Genomic DNA, 16,031 nt, shown 5'->3' with positions numbered 1-16,031 from the left:
TTTTTAACACAGTTGTAATATGAGGTTAATCCCTTGAGTGACATGGCGAAAAACCTAATACTCTGGCTGGTCATTGCCGTTGTGCTGATGTCAGTATTCCAGAGCTTTGGGCCCAGCGAGTCGAATGGCCGCAAGGTGGATTATTCTACCTTCCTGCAGGAGGTCAATCAGGACCAGGTTCGCGAAGCGCGTATCAACGGACGTGAGATCAACGTTACCAAGAAAGATAGTAACCGTTACACGACTTACATCCCGGTGAACGATCCTAAGCTGCTTGATAACCTTCTGACCAAAAACGTCAAGGTGGTAGGTGAGCCGCCAGAAGAACCAAGCCTGCTGGCTTCTATCTTCATCTCCTGGTTCCCGATGCTGCTTCTTATTGGCGTCTGGATCTTCTTTATGCGCCAGATGCAGGGCGGCGGTGGCAAAGGTGCCATGTCGTTCGGTAAGAGCAAGGCGCGTATGCTAACGGAAGATCAGATCAAGACCACGTTTGCCGACGTTGCAGGTTGCGACGAAGCAAAAGAAGAAGTGGGCGAACTGGTTGAATACCTGCGCGAGCCGAGCCGTTTCCAGAAACTGGGCGGTAAGATCCCGAAAGGCGTTCTGATGGTGGGGCCTCCGGGTACCGGTAAAACCCTGCTGGCGAAAGCCATCGCGGGTGAAGCGAAGGTGCCGTTCTTTACTATTTCAGGTTCTGACTTCGTTGAAATGTTCGTGGGTGTTGGTGCATCTCGTGTGCGTGACATGTTCGAGCAGGCCAAGAAGGCAGCACCGTGCATTATCTTCATCGATGAAATCGACGCCGTAGGCCGCCAGCGTGGCGCAGGCCTGGGCGGTGGTCACGATGAACGTGAACAGACGCTGAACCAGATGCTGGTTGAGATGGATGGCTTCGAAGGTAACGAAGGTATTATCGTTATCGCGGCGACTAACCGTCCGGACGTTCTTGACCCTGCGCTGCTGCGTCCAGGCCGCTTCGACCGTCAGGTTGTGGTTGGTCTGCCGGATGTACGTGGTCGTGAACAGATTCTGAAAGTTCACATGCGTCGCGTACCGCTGGCACCTGATGTCGACGCGGCAATCATCGCGCGTGGTACGCCGGGCTTCTCCGGTGCTGACCTGGCAAACCTGGTCAACGAAGCTGCACTGTTTGCTGCTCGCGGTAACAAACGCGTTGTGTCGATGGTGGAGTTCGAGAAAGCGAAAGACAAAATCATGATGGGTGCGGAACGTCGCTCCATGGTGATGACGGAAGCGCAGAAAGAGTCCACGGCTTACCACGAAGCCGGTCACGCGATTATCGGTCGCCTGGTGCCGGAACACGATCCGGTGCATAAAGTGACGATTATTCCGCGCGGTCGTGCGCTGGGTGTGACGTTCTTCCTGCCGGAAGGCGATGCCATCAGCGCCAGTCGTCAGAAACTGGAAAGTCAGATTTCAACCCTTTACGGCGGTCGTCTGGCAGAAGAGATTATTTACGGTGCGGAACATGTTTCGACCGGTGCGTCCAACGACATTAAAGTCGCGACCAACCTGGCGCGTAACATGGTGACCCAATGGGGCTTCTCCGAGAAGCTGGGTCCCCTGCTGTATGCGGAAGAAGAAGGCGAAGTGTTCCTGGGCCGCTCCGTGGCGAAAGCGAAACACATGTCCGATGAAACCGCACGTATCATTGACCAGGAAGTGAAGCTGCTGATCGAGCGTAACTACAATCGCGCCCGTCAGATCCTGAACGATAACCTGGACATTCTGCATTCGATGAAAGATGCGCTCATGAAATATGAAACCATCGATGCTCCGCAGATTGACGACTTGATGGCTCGCCGCGAAGTGCGTCCGCCAGCGGGTTGGGAAGACCCAGGCGCTTCCAACAATTCTGACAACAATGGCACACCGCGTGCGCCGCGTCCGGTCGATGAACCGCGTACGCCGAACCCGGGCAACACCATGTCAGAACAGTTGGGCGACAAGTAAGTCACTGCTGTTGAAGTCTATGTTTGCACCTCAAACCCTGGAGCTTGCTCCGGGGTTTTTCTTTTCTGTAAAACCATATTGATACCAGGGATTTGACCATGAAACTATTCGCCCAGGACTCACATCTCGATCTCTCACATCCGCATGTGATGGGTATCCTGAATGTCACGCCTGACTCCTTCTCTGACGGCGGCACGCATAACACGCTTATCGAGGCTGTGAAGCACGCAAATTTGATGATTAACGCGGGCGCCACCATCATTGACGTAGGTGGGGAATCGACGCGCCCGGGGGCGGCAGACGTTTCGGTGGAAGAAGAACTGGCGCGCGTGGTGCCTGTGGTTGAAGCTATCGCACAGCGGTTCGAAGTGTGGATCTCCGTCGATACGTCTAAACCTGAAGTGATCCGTGAAGTCGCGAGAGTGGGTGCTCACATCATCAATGATATTCGCTCGCTGACGGAGCCTGGCGCACTGGAGGCGGCCGCGGAGACCGGGCTACCGGTTTGCCTGATGCACATGCAAGGACAGCCGAAAACCATGCAGGAAGCGCCAAAGTATGACGATGTTTATGCCGACGTAAATCGCTTCTTTATTGAGCATATTGCACGTTGTGAACGTGCGGGTATCGCAAAAGAGAAATTGCTGCTCGACCCGGGGTTCGGTTTCGGTAAAAATCTCTCTCACAATTATGAGCTGCTTGCGCGCTTATCGGAATTCCATCATTTCGACCTGCCATTGCTGGTTGGTATGTCGAGAAAGTCGATGATTGGTCAGTTACTGAATGTAGGGCCGAGCGAACGTCTGAGCGGAAGTCTGGCCTGCGCTGTAATTGCGGCGATGCAGGGCGTGCACATTATTCGTGTCCATGACGTTAAAGAAACAGTAGAAGCCATGCGTGTAGTGGAAGCTACACTGGCAGCGAAGGAAAACAAACGCTATGAGTAATCGTAAATATTTTGGTACCGATGGTATTCGTGGGCGCGTGGGTGATGCGCCAATCACCCCTGATTTTGTACTGAAACTGGGCTGGGCGGCGGGTAAAGTCCTTGCACGTCATGGCTCTCGTAAAATCATCATTGGTAAAGATACCCGTATCTCCGGGTATATGCTGGAGTCAGCGCTGGAGGCCGGTCTGGCTGCCGCGGGGCTTTCCGCTTCCTTCACTGGCCCAATGCCAACGCCTGCTGTGGCATATCTGACGCGTACTTTCCGTGCTGAAGCAGGGATTGTAATTTCGGCCTCGCATAACCCGTTTTATGACAACGGCATTAAATTCTTCTCCATCGACGGCACTAAGCTGCCGGATGAAGTGGAAGAGGCGATCGAAGCGGAGATGGAAAAAGAGATTACCTGTGTCGACTCCGCCGAGCTGGGTAAAGCGAATCGCATTGTCGATGCTGCGGGTCGTTACATCGAATTCTGCAAAGGTACTTTCCCGAACGAACTGAGCCTGGCCCATCTTAAAATTGTGGTGGACTGCGCCAACGGTGCGACCTATCACATTGCGCCGAATGTTTTCCGCGAACTGGGTGCGAACGTGATTACCATCGGCTGTGAGCCTGATGGCCTGAATATTAACGAACAGGTGGGTGCGACTGACGTTCGTGCTCTGCAGGCGCGCGTTCTGGCGGAAAAAGCCGATCTGGGCATCGCACTGGATGGCGACGGCGATCGCGTGATCATGGTCGATCACGAAGGTAATAAGGTCGACGGCGACCAGATCCTCTATATCATTGCGCGTGAAGGTCTGCGTCAGGGCCAGTTGCGCGGTGGTGCAGTAGGCACGCTGATGAGCAACATGGGTCTGGAGCTGGCACTGAAACAGCTGGGTATTCCGTTTGTCCGTGCAAAAGTGGGCGACCGCTATGTGCTGGAAAAACTGCAGGAAAAAGGCTGGCGCATCGGGGCTGAAAACTCAGGCCACGTGATCCTGCTGGATAAAACCACTACCGGAGACGGTATCGTCGCTGCGCTGCAGGTTGTTGCCGCCATGGCGCGCAACCATATGAGCCTGCACGATCTCTGCAGCGGCATGAAAATGTTCCCGCAGATCCTGGTGAATGTGCGTTTCACCGCCGGTAAAGGCGACCCGCTGGAAAATGAAAATGTGAAAGCGGTGATGGCTGACGTTGAAGCCGCGCTGGGCAACCGTGGGCGTGTTCTGCTGCGTAAGTCTGGAACCGAACCGCTGATCCGCGTAATGGTGGAAGGCGAAGACGAGGCGCAGGTGAATGAATTTGCGCACCGTATTGCGGATGCCGTAAAAGCTGCATAGTTTTTCACGTTAAGTGATTAAAAAGGCGGCGCTTGCCGCCTTTGTTGTGAGCAATTGATGGCTTTTTGCTGTTTTTTTCCGCAGTTGATACAATGCGTCAAAATTGCCCTTGCGAAGCACATTCGCTTTGGTTAGTATTCACACCCGCTTCAGTGGGAAACAAAAATCCTGCTAATTGGTCGAAGCATTGGTATGCGGCAAATCCGCAAGGAACAGGTTGATTATGTACGAAGCTCTTTTAGTTATTTTCCTTATTGTAGCCATCGCTCTCGTAGCGCTGATCATGCTGCAGCAAGGTAAAGGCGCTGATATGGGAGCCTCCTTCGGAGCAGGCGCTTCCGGTACGCTGTTCGGTTCAAGTGGTTCTGCGAACTTCATGACCCGCACAACGGCGATTCTGGCTACGCTGTTCTTCATCATCAGTCTGGCGCTTGGCAATATCAACAGCAACAAGACCAGCAAAGGAAGCGAGTGGGAAAATCTGAGCGCGCCAGCGAAAACTGAGCAGACTCAGCCAGCTGCACCGGCTAAGCCGACCAGCGATATCCCGCACTAAGTATTCAGTACCGAGGTGGTGGAATTGGTAGACACGCTACCTTGAGGTGGTAGTGCCCTAACGGGCTTGTGGGTTCGAGTCCCATCCTCGGTACCAATATTCCAGAAGAAAGACGTCGAAAGACGTCTTTTTTTTCGTCTGTAGATTTCGTCTGTAGAAGGAGCGTTTTCGTCGGCAGGTACGTTCGTGCCAGCGGGACCGGTTCTGCAGCGATCGTAAAAAAGGCGCCCACTGGGCGCCTTTTGCATTTCTGCGTAAGCCTTACTTCTTAACGCTGTGCTCCAGGTTTTCAACCTGCGGCAGGCCATTACCGGCGCTTGCGGAGAGCAGGCCATTCTCAACGTAGTTGAACAGCTTCTCACGGGTATCGGTGATGTCCAGGTTACGCATGGTCAGCTGGCCAATACGATCGTCCGGAGAGAACACGGATTCACCTTTCTCCATGGTCAGACGCTCTGCTTTATAAGTCAGGTTGTCGGACACGGTGTTCAGAATCGAGTAGTCATTCCCGCGACGCAGCTCCAGCGTCACTTCGCCGGTGATCGCGCTTGCCACCCAACGTTGCAGTGCATCACGCAGCATCAGGGCCTGTGGGTCGAACCAACGGCCCTGGTACAGCAGTTTACCCAGCTGACGACCATGAGAGTGATACTGCTCGATGGTATCTTCGTTGTGAATACCGGTCAGCAGACGCTCATAAGCGATGTGCAGCAGCGCCATCCCAGGGGCTTCATAGATGCCACGGCTTTTTGCTTCGATAATACGGTTTTCAATTTGATCGCTCATGCCCAGACCGTGACGGCCACCGATACGGTTAGCTTCCAGCATCAGTTCCACATCGTCAGAGAAGGTCTTGCCGTTCAGGGCAACCGGATGGCCGCGCTCGAAACGCACGGTAACTTCTTCCGCCTGGATTTTGACGTTTTCGTCCCAGAACCTCACTCCCATGATCGGGTTAACGATCTTCACGCTGGAGTTCAGGAATTCCAGGTCCTTCGCTTCGTGCGTCGCACCCAGCATATTGGAATCGGTAGAGTAGGCTTTCTCAACGGACATCTTATAGTCGAAGCCGCAGGCGATCATAAACTCGGACATTTCATGACGTCCGCCCAGCTCGTCGATAAAGTCGGTATCGAGCCAGGGTTTATAAATCTGCAGCTCGGCGTTGGTCAGCAGGCCATAACGATAGAAACGTTCGATATCGTTTCCTTTATACGTACTGCCATCACCCCAGATGTTTACGCCATCTTCTTTCATGGCGGCAACCAGCATGGTACCGGTCACTGCACGGCCCAGCGGGGTGGTATTGAAATAGGTCAGGCCGCCGGTAGTATTATGGAAAGCACCACACTGAATAGCAGCAATACCTTCAGCGACCAATTGCTTACGGCAGTCAATCAGGCGCGCGTTCTCTGCGCCATACTCTTTAGCGCGACGAGGGATTGCATCATAATCGTCCTCATCCGGCTGACCCAGGTTCGCAGTATATGCATACGGAACCGCTCCCTTCTGGCGCATCCACAGCAGTGCAGCGCTGGTATCCAGGCCGCCTGAAAAAGCGATGCCAATACGTTGTCCTACCGGAAGATGCTTGAGAATCGTCGTCATAAAATAAAACCCTGCTTGATTGACTGATTAAGAGACCGCTTTCGCTCTCGATGCATGTTTATGCAAAATAAGTGAGTATTCATTTAATCATCTTTTGTCGATGACCGGAAGAGACTCGTGCGTTTTTTGTAAAATTTTCCCTTTGTTTGACCTGGCGGAAACTGGCTTGACAGGTGGGGTTCACTATCAATATACTAAACGCCGATTTTACGTCCCGTCTTCGGTACCAAATCCCAGCATTATTTGCAAATTCTCTCCAAAACGCGTAGAATTTGCCACGTTTCAGGCGCGGGGTGGAGCAGCCTGGTAGCTCGTCGGGCTCATAACCCGAAGGTCGTCGGTTCAAATCCGGCCCCCGCAACCACTTTCCCATAAAGTTCTTTTTCAAATATACTGTGAAGACTTAGAGCCTTCGTAGCTGGATTTGAAAAAATTCTTTCGGAGAGTGCTCCAGGCCGCAGTTGCGGCTATAGGGTTCAGTTATCTAAAGCCCCGATTTATCGGGGTTTTTTGTTATCTGACTACAGAATAACTGGGCTTTACGCCCTTTTTTTATGTCTTGGGGGTGGGCTTGTCCACATTAGAGCAAAAATTAACAGAGATGATTACTGCACCGGTCGAAGCACTGGGCTACGAACTGGTCGGCATCGAATTCGTTCGCGGCCGTACATCGACGCTGCGCATCTATATTGATAGTGAAGATGGCATCAATGTTGATGATTGTGCTGATGTTAGCCACCAGGTGAGTGCGGTTCTTGATGTTGAAGACCCGATTACCGTTGCGTACAACCTGGAAGTTTCCTCACCCGGCCTCGATCGCCCGATGTTCACGGCCGAGCACTATGTGCGCTTTACCGGTGAAGAAGTGGCTCTCGTTCTGCGTATGGCCGTACAGAACCGCCGTAAATGGCAGGGAATTATCAAAGCCGTTGATGGTGAAATGATCACGGTTACAGTCGAAGGCAAAGATGAAGTGTTCGCGCTGAGTAATATCCAGAAGGCGAACCTGGTTCCCCACTTTTAACAGTCTGGATTGAGGTGAAAAGCCCGCGATGAACAAAGAAATTTTGGCTGTTGTTGAAGCCGTCTCCAACGAGAAATCACTGCCGCGTGAGAAGATTTTCGAAGCGCTGGAAAGTGCACTGGCTACAGCAACCAAGAAAAAATACGAACAAGAGATCGATGTTCGCGTAGAAATCGATCGTAAAAGCGGTGACTTCGATACATTCCGTCGTTGGGTAATCGTTGAAGAGGTGACCCAGCCGACGAAAGAGATCACCCTGGAAGCGGCGCGTTTTGAAGACGAAAGCCTTAACGTGGGTGACTATGTTGAAGATCAGATTGAATCTGTCACCTTCGACCGTATCACCACGCAAACCGCAAAACAGGTTATCGTCCAGAAAGTCCGTGAAGCTGAGCGCGCGCTGGTTGTCGATCAGTTCCGCGATCAGGAAGGTGAGATCATTACCGGCGTGGTGAAGAAAGTAAACCGCGACAACATCTCTCTGGAAATCAAATCTGAAGGGCTGCCAGGTAACGCTGAAGCCGTTATCCTGCGTGAAGACATGCTGCCGCGTGAAAACTTCCGCCCGGGTGACCGTATTCGTGGCGTTCTGTATGCCGTACGCCCTGAAGCGCGTGGTGCACAGCTGTTTGTGACCCGTTCCAAGCCAGAGATGCTGATTGAACTGTTCCGTATCGAAGTACCGGAAATCGGCGAAGAAGTTATCGAGATTAAAGCGGCTGCCCGCGACCCGGGTTCACGCGCGAAAATCGCGGTGAAAACCAACGACAAGCGTATCGACCCGGTCGGTGCTTGCGTAGGTATGCGCGGTGCGCGTGTTCAGGCGGTTTCTACCGAACTGGGCGGCGAGCGTATCGATATCGTCCTGTGGGACGACAACCCGGCGCAATTCGTGATTAACGCAATGGCTCCGGCGGATGTGGCGTCTATCGTTGTTGACGAAGACAAACACACCATGGATATCGCTGTTGAAGCGGGCAACCTGGCGCAGGCAATCGGCCGTAACGGTCAGAACGTACGCCTGGCGTCACAGCTGAGCGGCTGGGAACTCAACGTAATGACCGTTGATGACCTGCAGGCTAAGCATCAGGCTGAAGCCCATGCGGCGATCGATACCTTCACGAAATACCTGGATATTGACGAAGATTTCGCCACTGTTCTGGTTGAAGAAGGTTTCTCTACCCTTGAAGAACTGGCCTATGTGCCAATGAAAGAGCTGCTGGAAATCGACGGTCTTGATGAAGCCACCGTTGAAGCCCTGCGTGAACGCGCTAAAAACGCACTGACCACCCTGGCACTGGCTCAGGAAGAAAGCCTTGGCGATAAGAAGCCGGCTGATGACCTGCTGAATCTGGAAGGTCTTGATCGTGCGATTGCGTTCAAGCTGGCTGCCCGTGGTGTTTGTACGCTGGAAGATCTCGCTGAGCAAGGCGTTGATGACCTGGCCGATATCGAAGGTTTAACCGACGAGAAAGCCGGCGAACTCATCATGGCCGCACGTAATATTTGCTGGTTCGGCGACGAAGCGTAATAAACTGTAGCAGGAAGGAACAGCATGACTGATGTAACTGTAAAATCGCTGGCTGCCGAGATTCAGACCTCCGTGGACCGCCTGGTACAGCAATTTGCTGATGCAGGGATCCCGAAGTCCGCTGATGACTCGGTGAACGCGCAAGAAAAACAAACCTTGTTAGCGCACCTGAACCGTGAACACGGTTCGACGCCTGACAAGCTGACGCTGCAGCGCAAAACGCGTAGCACGTTGAATATCCCCGGTACCGGTGGTAAAAGCAAATCGGTACAAATTGAAGTCCGCAAGACACGCACCTTTGTAAAACGTGATCCGCAAGAGGCAGAACGCCTTGCTGCGGAAGAGCAGGCACAGCGTGAAGCGGAAGAACAAGCTCAGCGTGAGGCAGAAGCGACTGCCAAACGTGAAGCAGAATTAAAAGCTGAACGTGAGGCCGCAGAAAAAGCGAAACGCGACGCAAGTGATAAAGTGAAGCGTGAAGCTGCGGAAAAAGACAAAGTGAGCAATCAACAGACCGACGAAATGACAAAAACCGCCCAGGCTGAAAAAGCCCGCCGTGAAAATGAAGCTGCCGAGCTGAAGCGTAAAGCGGAAGAAGAAGCCCGCCGCAAGCTTGAAGAAGAAGCTCGCCGTGTAGCTGAAGAAGCGCGCCGTATGGCTGAAGAAAACGAGAAGAACGGTGTGAACCCTGCTGAAGCGTCTGAAGACACCAGCGATTATCACGTCACCACTTCTCAGCATGCGCGCCAGGCAGAAGACGATAACGACCGTGAAGTTGAAGGCGGTCGTGGCCGTACTCGCAGCACCAAAGCTGCTCGCCCAGCCAAAAAAGGCAACAAGCACGCTGAATCTAAAGCTGACCGTGAAGAAGCACGTGCAGCGATCCGCGGTGGTAAAGGCGGCAAGCGTAAAGGTTCCGCACTGCAGCAGGGCTTCCAGAAGCCAGCTCAGGCTGTTAACCGTGACGTAGTGATTGGTGAAACCATCACCGTTGGCGATCTGGCCAACAAAATGGCGGTTAAAGGTTCTCAGGTCATCAAAGCGATGATGAAACTGGGCGCAATGGCCACCATCAACCAGGTTATCGACCAGGAAACTGCGCAACTGGTAGCCGAAGAGATGGGCCACAAAGTTATCCTGCGTCGTGAAAACGAGCTGGAAGAAGCAGTAATGAGCGACCGTGACACCGGTGCAGCGGCAGAACCGCGCGCGCCTGTAGTGACCATCATGGGTCACGTTGACCACGGTAAAACCTCTCTGCTCGACTACATTCGTTCGACGAAAGTGGCCTCCGGTGAAGCGGGTGGTATTACCCAGCACATCGGTGCGTACCACGTAGAAACCGACAACGGCATGATCACCTTCCTGGATACCCCGGGCCACGCAGCGTTTACCTCTATGCGTGCTCGTGGTGCTCAGGCAACGGATATCGTTGTACTGGTTGTTGCTGCAGATGACGGCGTGATGCCACAGACCATTGAAGCTATTCAGCACGCGAAAGCGGCGCAGGTGCCTCTGGTGGTTGCAGTGAACAAGATCGATAAGCCAGAAGCTGACATGGATCGCGTTAAAAACGAACTCTCCCAGTACGGTGTTATGCCGGAAGAGTGGGGCGGTGAAGCGCAGTTTATCCCAGTATCTGCGAAAGCCGGTACCGGTATCGACGACCTGCTGAACGCTATCCTGCTGCAGGCTGAAGTTCTGGAGCTGAAAGCGGTTCGTAAAGGTATGGCGAGCGGCGCGGTTATCGAATCCTTCCTGGATAAAGGTCGTGGTCCGGTTGCAACCGTTCTGGTTCGTGAAGGTACCCTGCATAAAGGCGATATCGTCCTGTGTGGTTTCGAATACGGTCGTGTTCGTGCGATGCGTAACGAACTGGGCCAGGAAGTTCTGGAAGCAGGTCCGTCCATTCCAGTGGAAATCCTGGGCCTGTCCGGTGTGCCGGCTGCGGGTGATGAAGTGACCGTCGTACGTGACGAGAAGAAAGCGCGCGAAGTTGCACTGTATCGTCAGGGCAAATTCCGTGAAGTTAAACTGGCTCGTCAGCAGAAATCTAAACTCGAGAACATGTTTGCGAACATGACCGAAGGCGAAGTTCACGAAGTGAACATCGTTCTGAAAGCCGACGTTCAGGGTTCTGTGGAAGCGATCTCCGACTCCTTACTGAAACTGTCTACTGACGAAGTTAAAGTGAAGATCATCGGTTCTGGCGTAGGGGGTATCACCGAAACCGACGCCACCCTGGCTGCTGCATCCAATGCAATCCTGGTCGGCTTCAACGTACGTGCTGACGCGTCTGCACGTAAAGTGATTGATGCTGAAAGTCTGGATCTGCGTTACTACTCCGTCATCTATAACCTGATCGACGAAGTGAAAGCAGCGATGAGCGGCATGCTGTCTCCAGAGCTGAAACAGCAGATCATCGGTCTGGCTGAAGTGCGTGACGTGTTCAAATCACCGAAATTTGGTGCGATCGCGGGCTGTATGGTTACCGAAGGTATCATCAAACGTCACAACCCAATCCGCGTACTGCGTGACAACGTGGTTATCTACGAAGGCGAGCTGGAATCCCTGCGCCGCTTCAAAGATGACGTTAACGAAGTCCGTAACGGCATGGAATGTGGTATCGGCGTGAAGAACTACAACGACGTTCGCGTTGGCGACATGATCGAAGTGTTCGAGATCATCGAAATTCAGCGTACGATTGCTTAATCATCGATGCAGGCCGGGTAAGCAAAGCGCCACCCGGTAATAATTTTAAAAGGGGCTTTTTGCCCCTTTTTTGTCTGGAGAATTTATTATGGCGAAAGAATTTGGTCGCCCGCAGCGCGTAGCGCAAGAAATGCAGAAAGAGATCGCCCTCATCCTGCAACGTGAAATTAAAGATCCACGCGTGGGTGTGATGACCACCGTGTCCGGCGTGGAAATGTCCCGCGACCTGGCGTATGCCAAAGTGTTCGTGACCTTCCTGAACGATCAGGACGAAGCCGCGGTAAAAAACGGCATTAAAGCGCTGCAGGAAGCCTCTGGCTACATCCGCTCTCTGCTCGGCAAAGCGATGCGTCTGCGTATCGTGCCTGAGCTGACCTTCTTCTACGACAACTCTCTGGTCGAAGGTATGCGCATGTCGAACCTGGTGACCAGCGTGGTGAAACATGACGACGAACGTCGTGTTAACCCAACGGACGACAGCAAGGAGGACTAATGAGTCGTCCTCGTCGTCGCGGTCGCGACGTGCATGGTGTGCTGCTGCTGGATAAACCCCAGGGCGCTTCCAGCAACGACGTGCTGCAAAAAGTTAAGCGTATTTTTAACGCCAACCGTGCGGGCCACACGGGCGCGCTCGATCCGCTGGCGACCGGCATGTTGCCGATTTGCCTGGGGGAAGCGACAAAGTTTTCCCAGTACCTACTGGACTCCGATAAGCGCTATCGGGTCATCGCCCGATTAGGCCAGCGCACGGACACCTCCGATGCCGATGGTCAGGTGGTAGAAGAGCGTCCGGTGACCTTCAGCGCAGAGCAACTTGATGCCGCGCTGGAAAGTTTCCGTGGCGACACGCTGCAGGTACCGTCAATGTATTCGGCGCTGAAGTACCAGGGTAAGAAACTGTACGAATATGCACGCCAGGGCATTGACGTTCCTCGCGAACCCCGTCCGATTACCGTGTACGAACTGCTCTTTATTCGTCACGAAGGCGATGAGCTGGAGCTGGAAGTTCACTGTTCGAAAGGCACCTATATTCGTACCATCATTGACGACCTGGGTGAAAAGCTGGGTTGCGGTGCGCACGTGATTTACCTGCGTCGCCTGGCTGTCAGCACGTACCCGGTTGAGCGAATGGTGACCCTTGAACATCTGCGCGAGTTGGTTGAGCAGGCGGAAGCGCAGGAGATTGCGCCGGCCGATTTGCTCGATCCGCTGCTGATGCCAATGGACAGCCCGGCAGCCGATTTCCCGGTTGTTAATCTTCCTTTAACATCCTCCGTTTACTTTAAGAACGGAAACCCGGTTCGTACCACCAGTGCTCCTTCTGAAGGTCTGGTACGCGTGACCGAGGGGGATGAAGGTAAGTTTATCGGCATGGGTGAAATGGATGGCGAAGGCCGCGTCGCGCCGCGTCGCCTGGTCGTTGAGTATCCGGTTGAAGCCTGATAGCGATAACGGCTCGCCTTGCGATAAGCAGGGGAGACGAGTAGAATATCGCGGCTTAACGTTCGGCAAATTGTTTAACATATTGCGGGACGTATACTGGGATTGCTGAATTAGAGATCGGCATCCTTACATTCTTTATATTCTGGAGTTTGAAAATGTCTCTAAGCGTTGAAGCTAAAGCTAAAATCGTTTCTGAGTTTGGTCGTGGTACTAACGACAGCGGTTCTACCGAAGTTCAGGTTGCACTGCTGACTGCACAGATTAACCACCTGCAGGGTCACTTTGCAGAGCACAAAAAAGATCACCACAGCCGTCGTGGTCTGCTGCGTATGGTTTCTCAGCGTCGTAAACTGCTCGACTACCTGAAACGTAAAGATGTTGCACGTTACTCCGCGCTGATCGAGCGTCTGGGTCTGCGTCGCTAAGTCTTGCGAGTTTCAGAAAAGGGGGCCTGATGGCCCCTTTTTTCAACCAGACGGCAGCAATTCACTGGAAACTATTGTATTGTTGCTATAAATGATCTTCATTGCAGAGGTTCGCGCGGCTAATGAGAGGCTTCACCCATGGGGGTGTTGGTTGTCATTAGTCGCGAGGATGCGAAGAAGGTCGGGTTAAATCGTCAGCACACCGGTGGTGTGCTGTCATACATTTAAGAAAGGACAGAACTTTGCTGAATCCGATCGTTCGTAAATTCCAGTATGGTCAACACACCGTCACGCTGGAAACCGGCATGATGGCACGTCAGGCTACTGCTGCCGTTATGGTAAGCATGGATGACACTGCGGTATTCGTAACCGTAGTTGGCCAGAAAAAAGCAAAACCAGGTCAGGACTTCTTCCCACTGACCGTTAACTACCAGGAGCGTACCTACGCTGCCGGTAAAATTCCGGGTGGCTTCTTCCGTCGTGAAGGCCGTCCAAGCGAAGGCGAAACCCTGATTGCGCGTCTGATTGACCGCCCGGTTCGTCCGCTGTTCCCGGAAGGCTTCGTGAACGAAGTGCAGGTTATCGCGACCGTTGTTTCCGTTAACCCACAGGTTAACCCGGATATCGTTGCGATGATCGGTGCTTCCGCGGCCCTGTCACTGTCTGGTATTCCATTCAATGGCCCAATCGGTGCTGCACGCGTTGGTTACATCAACGACCAGTACGTGCTGAACCCAACGCAGGAAGAGCTGAAAGAAAGTAAGCTGGACCTGGTTGTTGCTGGTACTGAAGCGGCTGTGCTGATGGTTGAATCCGAAGCGGAACTGCTGAGCGAAGACCAGATGCTGGGCGCGGTGGTCTTTGGCCACGATCAGCAGCAGATCGTTATTCAGAACATCAACGATCTGGTTAAAGAAGCGGGCAAACCACGTTGGGACTGGCAGCCTGAAGCCGTCAACGACGCGCTGAATGCACGCGTTGCTGCGCTGGCTGAATCTCGTCTGAGCGATGCTTATCGCATCACCGACAAACAGGAGCGTTATGCTCAGGTTGACGTGATCAAAGACGAAACTATCGCAACGCTGATTGCTGAAGACGAAACGCTGGATGCTAACGAGCTGAGCGAAATTCTGCACGCTATCGAGAAAAACGTGGTTCGTAGCCGCGTCCTGGCGGGTGAGCCGCGTATCGATGGCCGCGAAAAAGACATGATCCGTGGTCTGGACGTGCGTACTGGCGTTCTGCCACGTACTCACGGTTCTGCACTGTTCACCCGTGGCGAAACGCAGGCGCTGGTTACCGCGACCCTGGGGACAGCACGTGACGCGCAGAACATCGACGAACTGATGGGCGAGCGTACTGACAGCTTCCTGTTCCACTACAACTTCCCTCCATACTCCGTAGGTGAAACCGGTATGGTGGGTTCGCCTAAGCGTCGTGAAATTGGTCACGGTCGTCTGGCGAAGCGTGGTGTGCTGGCAGTGATGCCGGATGCTGACAAATTCCCGTACACCGTTCGTGTGGTTTCTGAAATCACCGAATCTAACGGTTCTTCTTCCATGGCTTCCGTGTGTGGCGCATCTCTGGCGCTGATGGATGCAGGCGTGCCAATCAAAGCCGCCGTTGCGGGTATCGCAATGGGCCTGGTGAAAGAGGGCGAGAACTTTGTTGTTCTGTCTGACATTCTGGGCGACGAAGACCACCTGGGCGATATGGACTTCAAAGTTGCGGGTTCCCGCGACGGTATCTCTGCGCTGCAGATGGATATCAAAATTGAAGGTATCACCAAAGAGATCATGCAGGTTGCGCTGAACCAGGCTAAAGGTGCTCGTCTGCACATCCTGGGCGTGATGGAACAGGCGATCAACGCGCCACGTGGCGACATTTCTCAGTTCGCTCCGCGTATCCACACCATCAAGATCAATCCAGACAAGATCAAAGATGTTATCGGTAAGGGCGGTTCCGTTATCCGTGCTCTGACCGAAGAGACTGGCACCACTATCGAAATCGAAGATGACGGTACGGTGAAAATTGCAGCGACCGACGGCGAGAAAGCGAAATTCGCTATTCGTCGCATCGAAGAAATTACTGCAGAAATCGAAGTGGGCCGTATCTACAATGGTAAAGTGACCCGTATCGTTGACTTTGGCGCGTTTGTTGCCATCGGTGGCGGTAAAGAAGGTCTGGTTCACATCTCTCAAATCGCTGACAAGCGCGTTGAGAAAGTGACCGATTACCTGCAGATGGGTCAGGAAGTCCCGGTTAAAGTTCTGGAAGTTGACCGCCAGGGCCGTATCCGTCTGAGCATTAAAGAAGCAACCGAGCAGTCTCAGCCGGCTGCTGCGCCAGAAGCATCGGCGGCAGAACAGCAAGGCGAGTAAGTTGCATTTGCCCTCCGCTTCGGCGGAGGGCCTATTATCAGGCAGGACGCCTTGTTAAGCCGCCGGGGGACAGGACGTTCATCCAATAGTTGTCTTC

Annotated in this window: 12 protein-coding genes and 2 tRNA genes; 13 read left to right on the top strand and 1 reads right to left on the bottom strand. The window is 53.3% G+C overall.

Annotated features, from left to right (window positions below):
• Positions 1-42 precede the first annotated feature (42 nt).
• From ftsH to HV242_RS20595, 5 genes are all read left to right on the top strand, one after another.
• Positions 43-1,977: an ATP-dependent zinc metalloprotease FtsH gene (ftsH, locus tag HV242_RS20615; RefSeq protein WP_025202925.1), complete on the top strand. Its 1,935-nt coding sequence runs from the start codon at positions 43-45 to the stop codon at positions 1,975-1,977.
• 98 nt (positions 1,978-2,075) lie between these two features.
• Positions 2,076-2,924, top strand: coding sequence for a dihydropteroate synthase (gene folP, locus HV242_RS20610; RefSeq protein WP_050737331.1), 849 nt, complete (start codon positions 2,076-2,078; stop codon positions 2,922-2,924).
• Entirely contained in the window at positions 2,917-4,254 is a 1,338-nt protein-coding gene (gene glmM, locus HV242_RS20605; protein WP_014171789.1) for a phosphoglucosamine mutase, read from the top strand. The genes folP and glmM overlap by 8 nt, the downstream gene beginning before the upstream one ends.
• A 223-nt stretch (positions 4,255-4,477) precedes the next feature.
• Complete coding sequence (gene secG, locus HV242_RS20600) at positions 4,478-4,810, top strand: preprotein translocase subunit SecG (protein ID WP_020883537.1); 333 nt, start codon at positions 4,478-4,480, stop codon at positions 4,808-4,810.
• Between the two features lie 9 nt (positions 4,811-4,819).
• A tRNA-Leu gene (locus tag HV242_RS20595) sits at positions 4,820-4,906 on the top strand.
• 165 nt (positions 4,907-5,071) lie between these two features.
• Here HV242_RS20595 and argG read toward each other — a convergent pair.
• Positions 5,072-6,418 carry an argininosuccinate synthase gene (argG, locus tag HV242_RS20590; RefSeq protein WP_050737330.1) on the bottom strand — a complete coding sequence of 449 codons (1,347 nt, stop codon included), beginning with the start codon at positions 6,416-6,418 and terminating at the stop codon, positions 5,072-5,074.
• Between the two features lie 287 nt (positions 6,419-6,705).
• Here argG and HV242_RS20585 point away from each other — a divergent pair.
• The 8 genes from HV242_RS20585 (at position 6,706) to pnp (ending at position 15,934) form a co-directional block, all read left to right on the top strand.
• Positions 6,706-6,782 (top strand) — tRNA-Met (locus tag HV242_RS20585).
• 207 nt (positions 6,783-6,989) lie between these two features.
• A complete protein-coding gene (gene rimP, locus HV242_RS20580) occupies positions 6,990-7,442 on the top strand; it encodes a ribosome maturation factor RimP (RefSeq protein ID WP_014833432.1) in 453 nt (150 codons plus the stop codon).
• A gap of 28 nt (positions 7,443-7,470) precedes the next feature.
• Positions 7,471-8,973 (top strand): transcription termination factor NusA, encoded by a 1,503-nt coding sequence (gene nusA / locus HV242_RS20575; RefSeq protein WP_014171785.1) that lies wholly within the window; start codon positions 7,471-7,473, stop codon positions 8,971-8,973.
• 24 nt (positions 8,974-8,997) lie between these two features.
• Entirely contained in the window at positions 8,998-11,685 is a 2,688-nt protein-coding gene (gene infB / locus HV242_RS20570; protein ID WP_014171784.1) for a translation initiation factor IF-2, read from the top strand.
• Between the two features lie 88 nt (positions 11,686-11,773).
• On the top strand, positions 11,774-12,178 hold the full coding sequence (gene rbfA, locus HV242_RS20565) for a 30S ribosome-binding factor RbfA (RefSeq protein WP_014171783.1): 405 nt from the start codon (positions 11,774-11,776) through the stop codon (positions 12,176-12,178).
• Positions 12,178-13,128, top strand: a complete 951-nt coding sequence (truB, locus tag HV242_RS20560) for a tRNA pseudouridine(55) synthase TruB (protein ID WP_014171782.1) — start codon at positions 12,178-12,180, stop codon at positions 13,126-13,128. The genes rbfA and truB overlap by 1 nt, the downstream gene beginning before the upstream one ends.
• 155 nt (positions 13,129-13,283) lie before the next feature.
• Entirely contained in the window at positions 13,284-13,553 is a 270-nt protein-coding gene (gene rpsO / locus HV242_RS20555; protein ID WP_013098914.1) for a 30S ribosomal protein S15, read from the top strand.
• Between the two features lie 242 nt (positions 13,554-13,795).
• Positions 13,796-15,934: a polyribonucleotide nucleotidyltransferase gene (gene pnp, locus HV242_RS20550; RefSeq protein WP_014171780.1), complete on the top strand. Its 2,139-nt coding sequence runs from the start codon at positions 13,796-13,798 to the stop codon at positions 15,932-15,934.
• Positions 15,935-16,031 lie beyond the last annotated feature (97 nt).

Origin of the sequence: Enterobacter sp. RHBSTW-00593 (assembly GCF_013784105.1) — a bacterium.
In the GTDB taxonomy this organism is placed as follows: domain Bacteria; phylum Pseudomonadota; class Gammaproteobacteria; order Enterobacterales; family Enterobacteriaceae; genus Enterobacter; species Enterobacter ludwigii.
The sequence above is the reverse complement of the archived record's forward strand: the minus strand, read 5'-3'. Positions and strand labels throughout refer to the sequence as shown.

Coding starts and splice junctions, on each gene's coding strand:
- ftsH (WP_025202925.1), top strand. CDS start 43: ATGGCGAAAAACCTAATACTCTGGCTGGTCATTGCCGTTGTGCTGATG.
- folP (WP_050737331.1), top strand. CDS start 2,076: ATGAAACTATTCGCCCAGGACTCACATCTCGATCTCTCACATCCGCAT.
- glmM (WP_014171789.1), top strand. CDS start 2,917: ATGAGTAATCGTAAATATTTTGGTACCGATGGTATTCGTGGGCGCGTG.
- secG (WP_020883537.1), top strand. CDS start 4,478: ATGTACGAAGCTCTTTTAGTTATTTTCCTTATTGTAGCCATCGCTCTC.
- argG (WP_050737330.1), bottom strand. CDS start 6,418: ATGACGACGATTCTCAAGCATCTTCCGGTAGGACAACGTATTGGCATC.
- nusA (WP_014171785.1), top strand. CDS start 7,471: ATGAACAAAGAAATTTTGGCTGTTGTTGAAGCCGTCTCCAACGAGAAA.
- infB (WP_014171784.1), top strand. CDS start 8,998: ATGACTGATGTAACTGTAAAATCGCTGGCTGCCGAGATTCAGACCTCC.
- rbfA (WP_014171783.1), top strand. CDS start 11,774: ATGGCGAAAGAATTTGGTCGCCCGCAGCGCGTAGCGCAAGAAATGCAG.
- truB (WP_014171782.1), top strand. CDS start 12,178: ATGAGTCGTCCTCGTCGTCGCGGTCGCGACGTGCATGGTGTGCTGCTG.
- rpsO (WP_013098914.1), top strand. CDS start 13,284: ATGTCTCTAAGCGTTGAAGCTAAAGCTAAAATCGTTTCTGAGTTTGGT.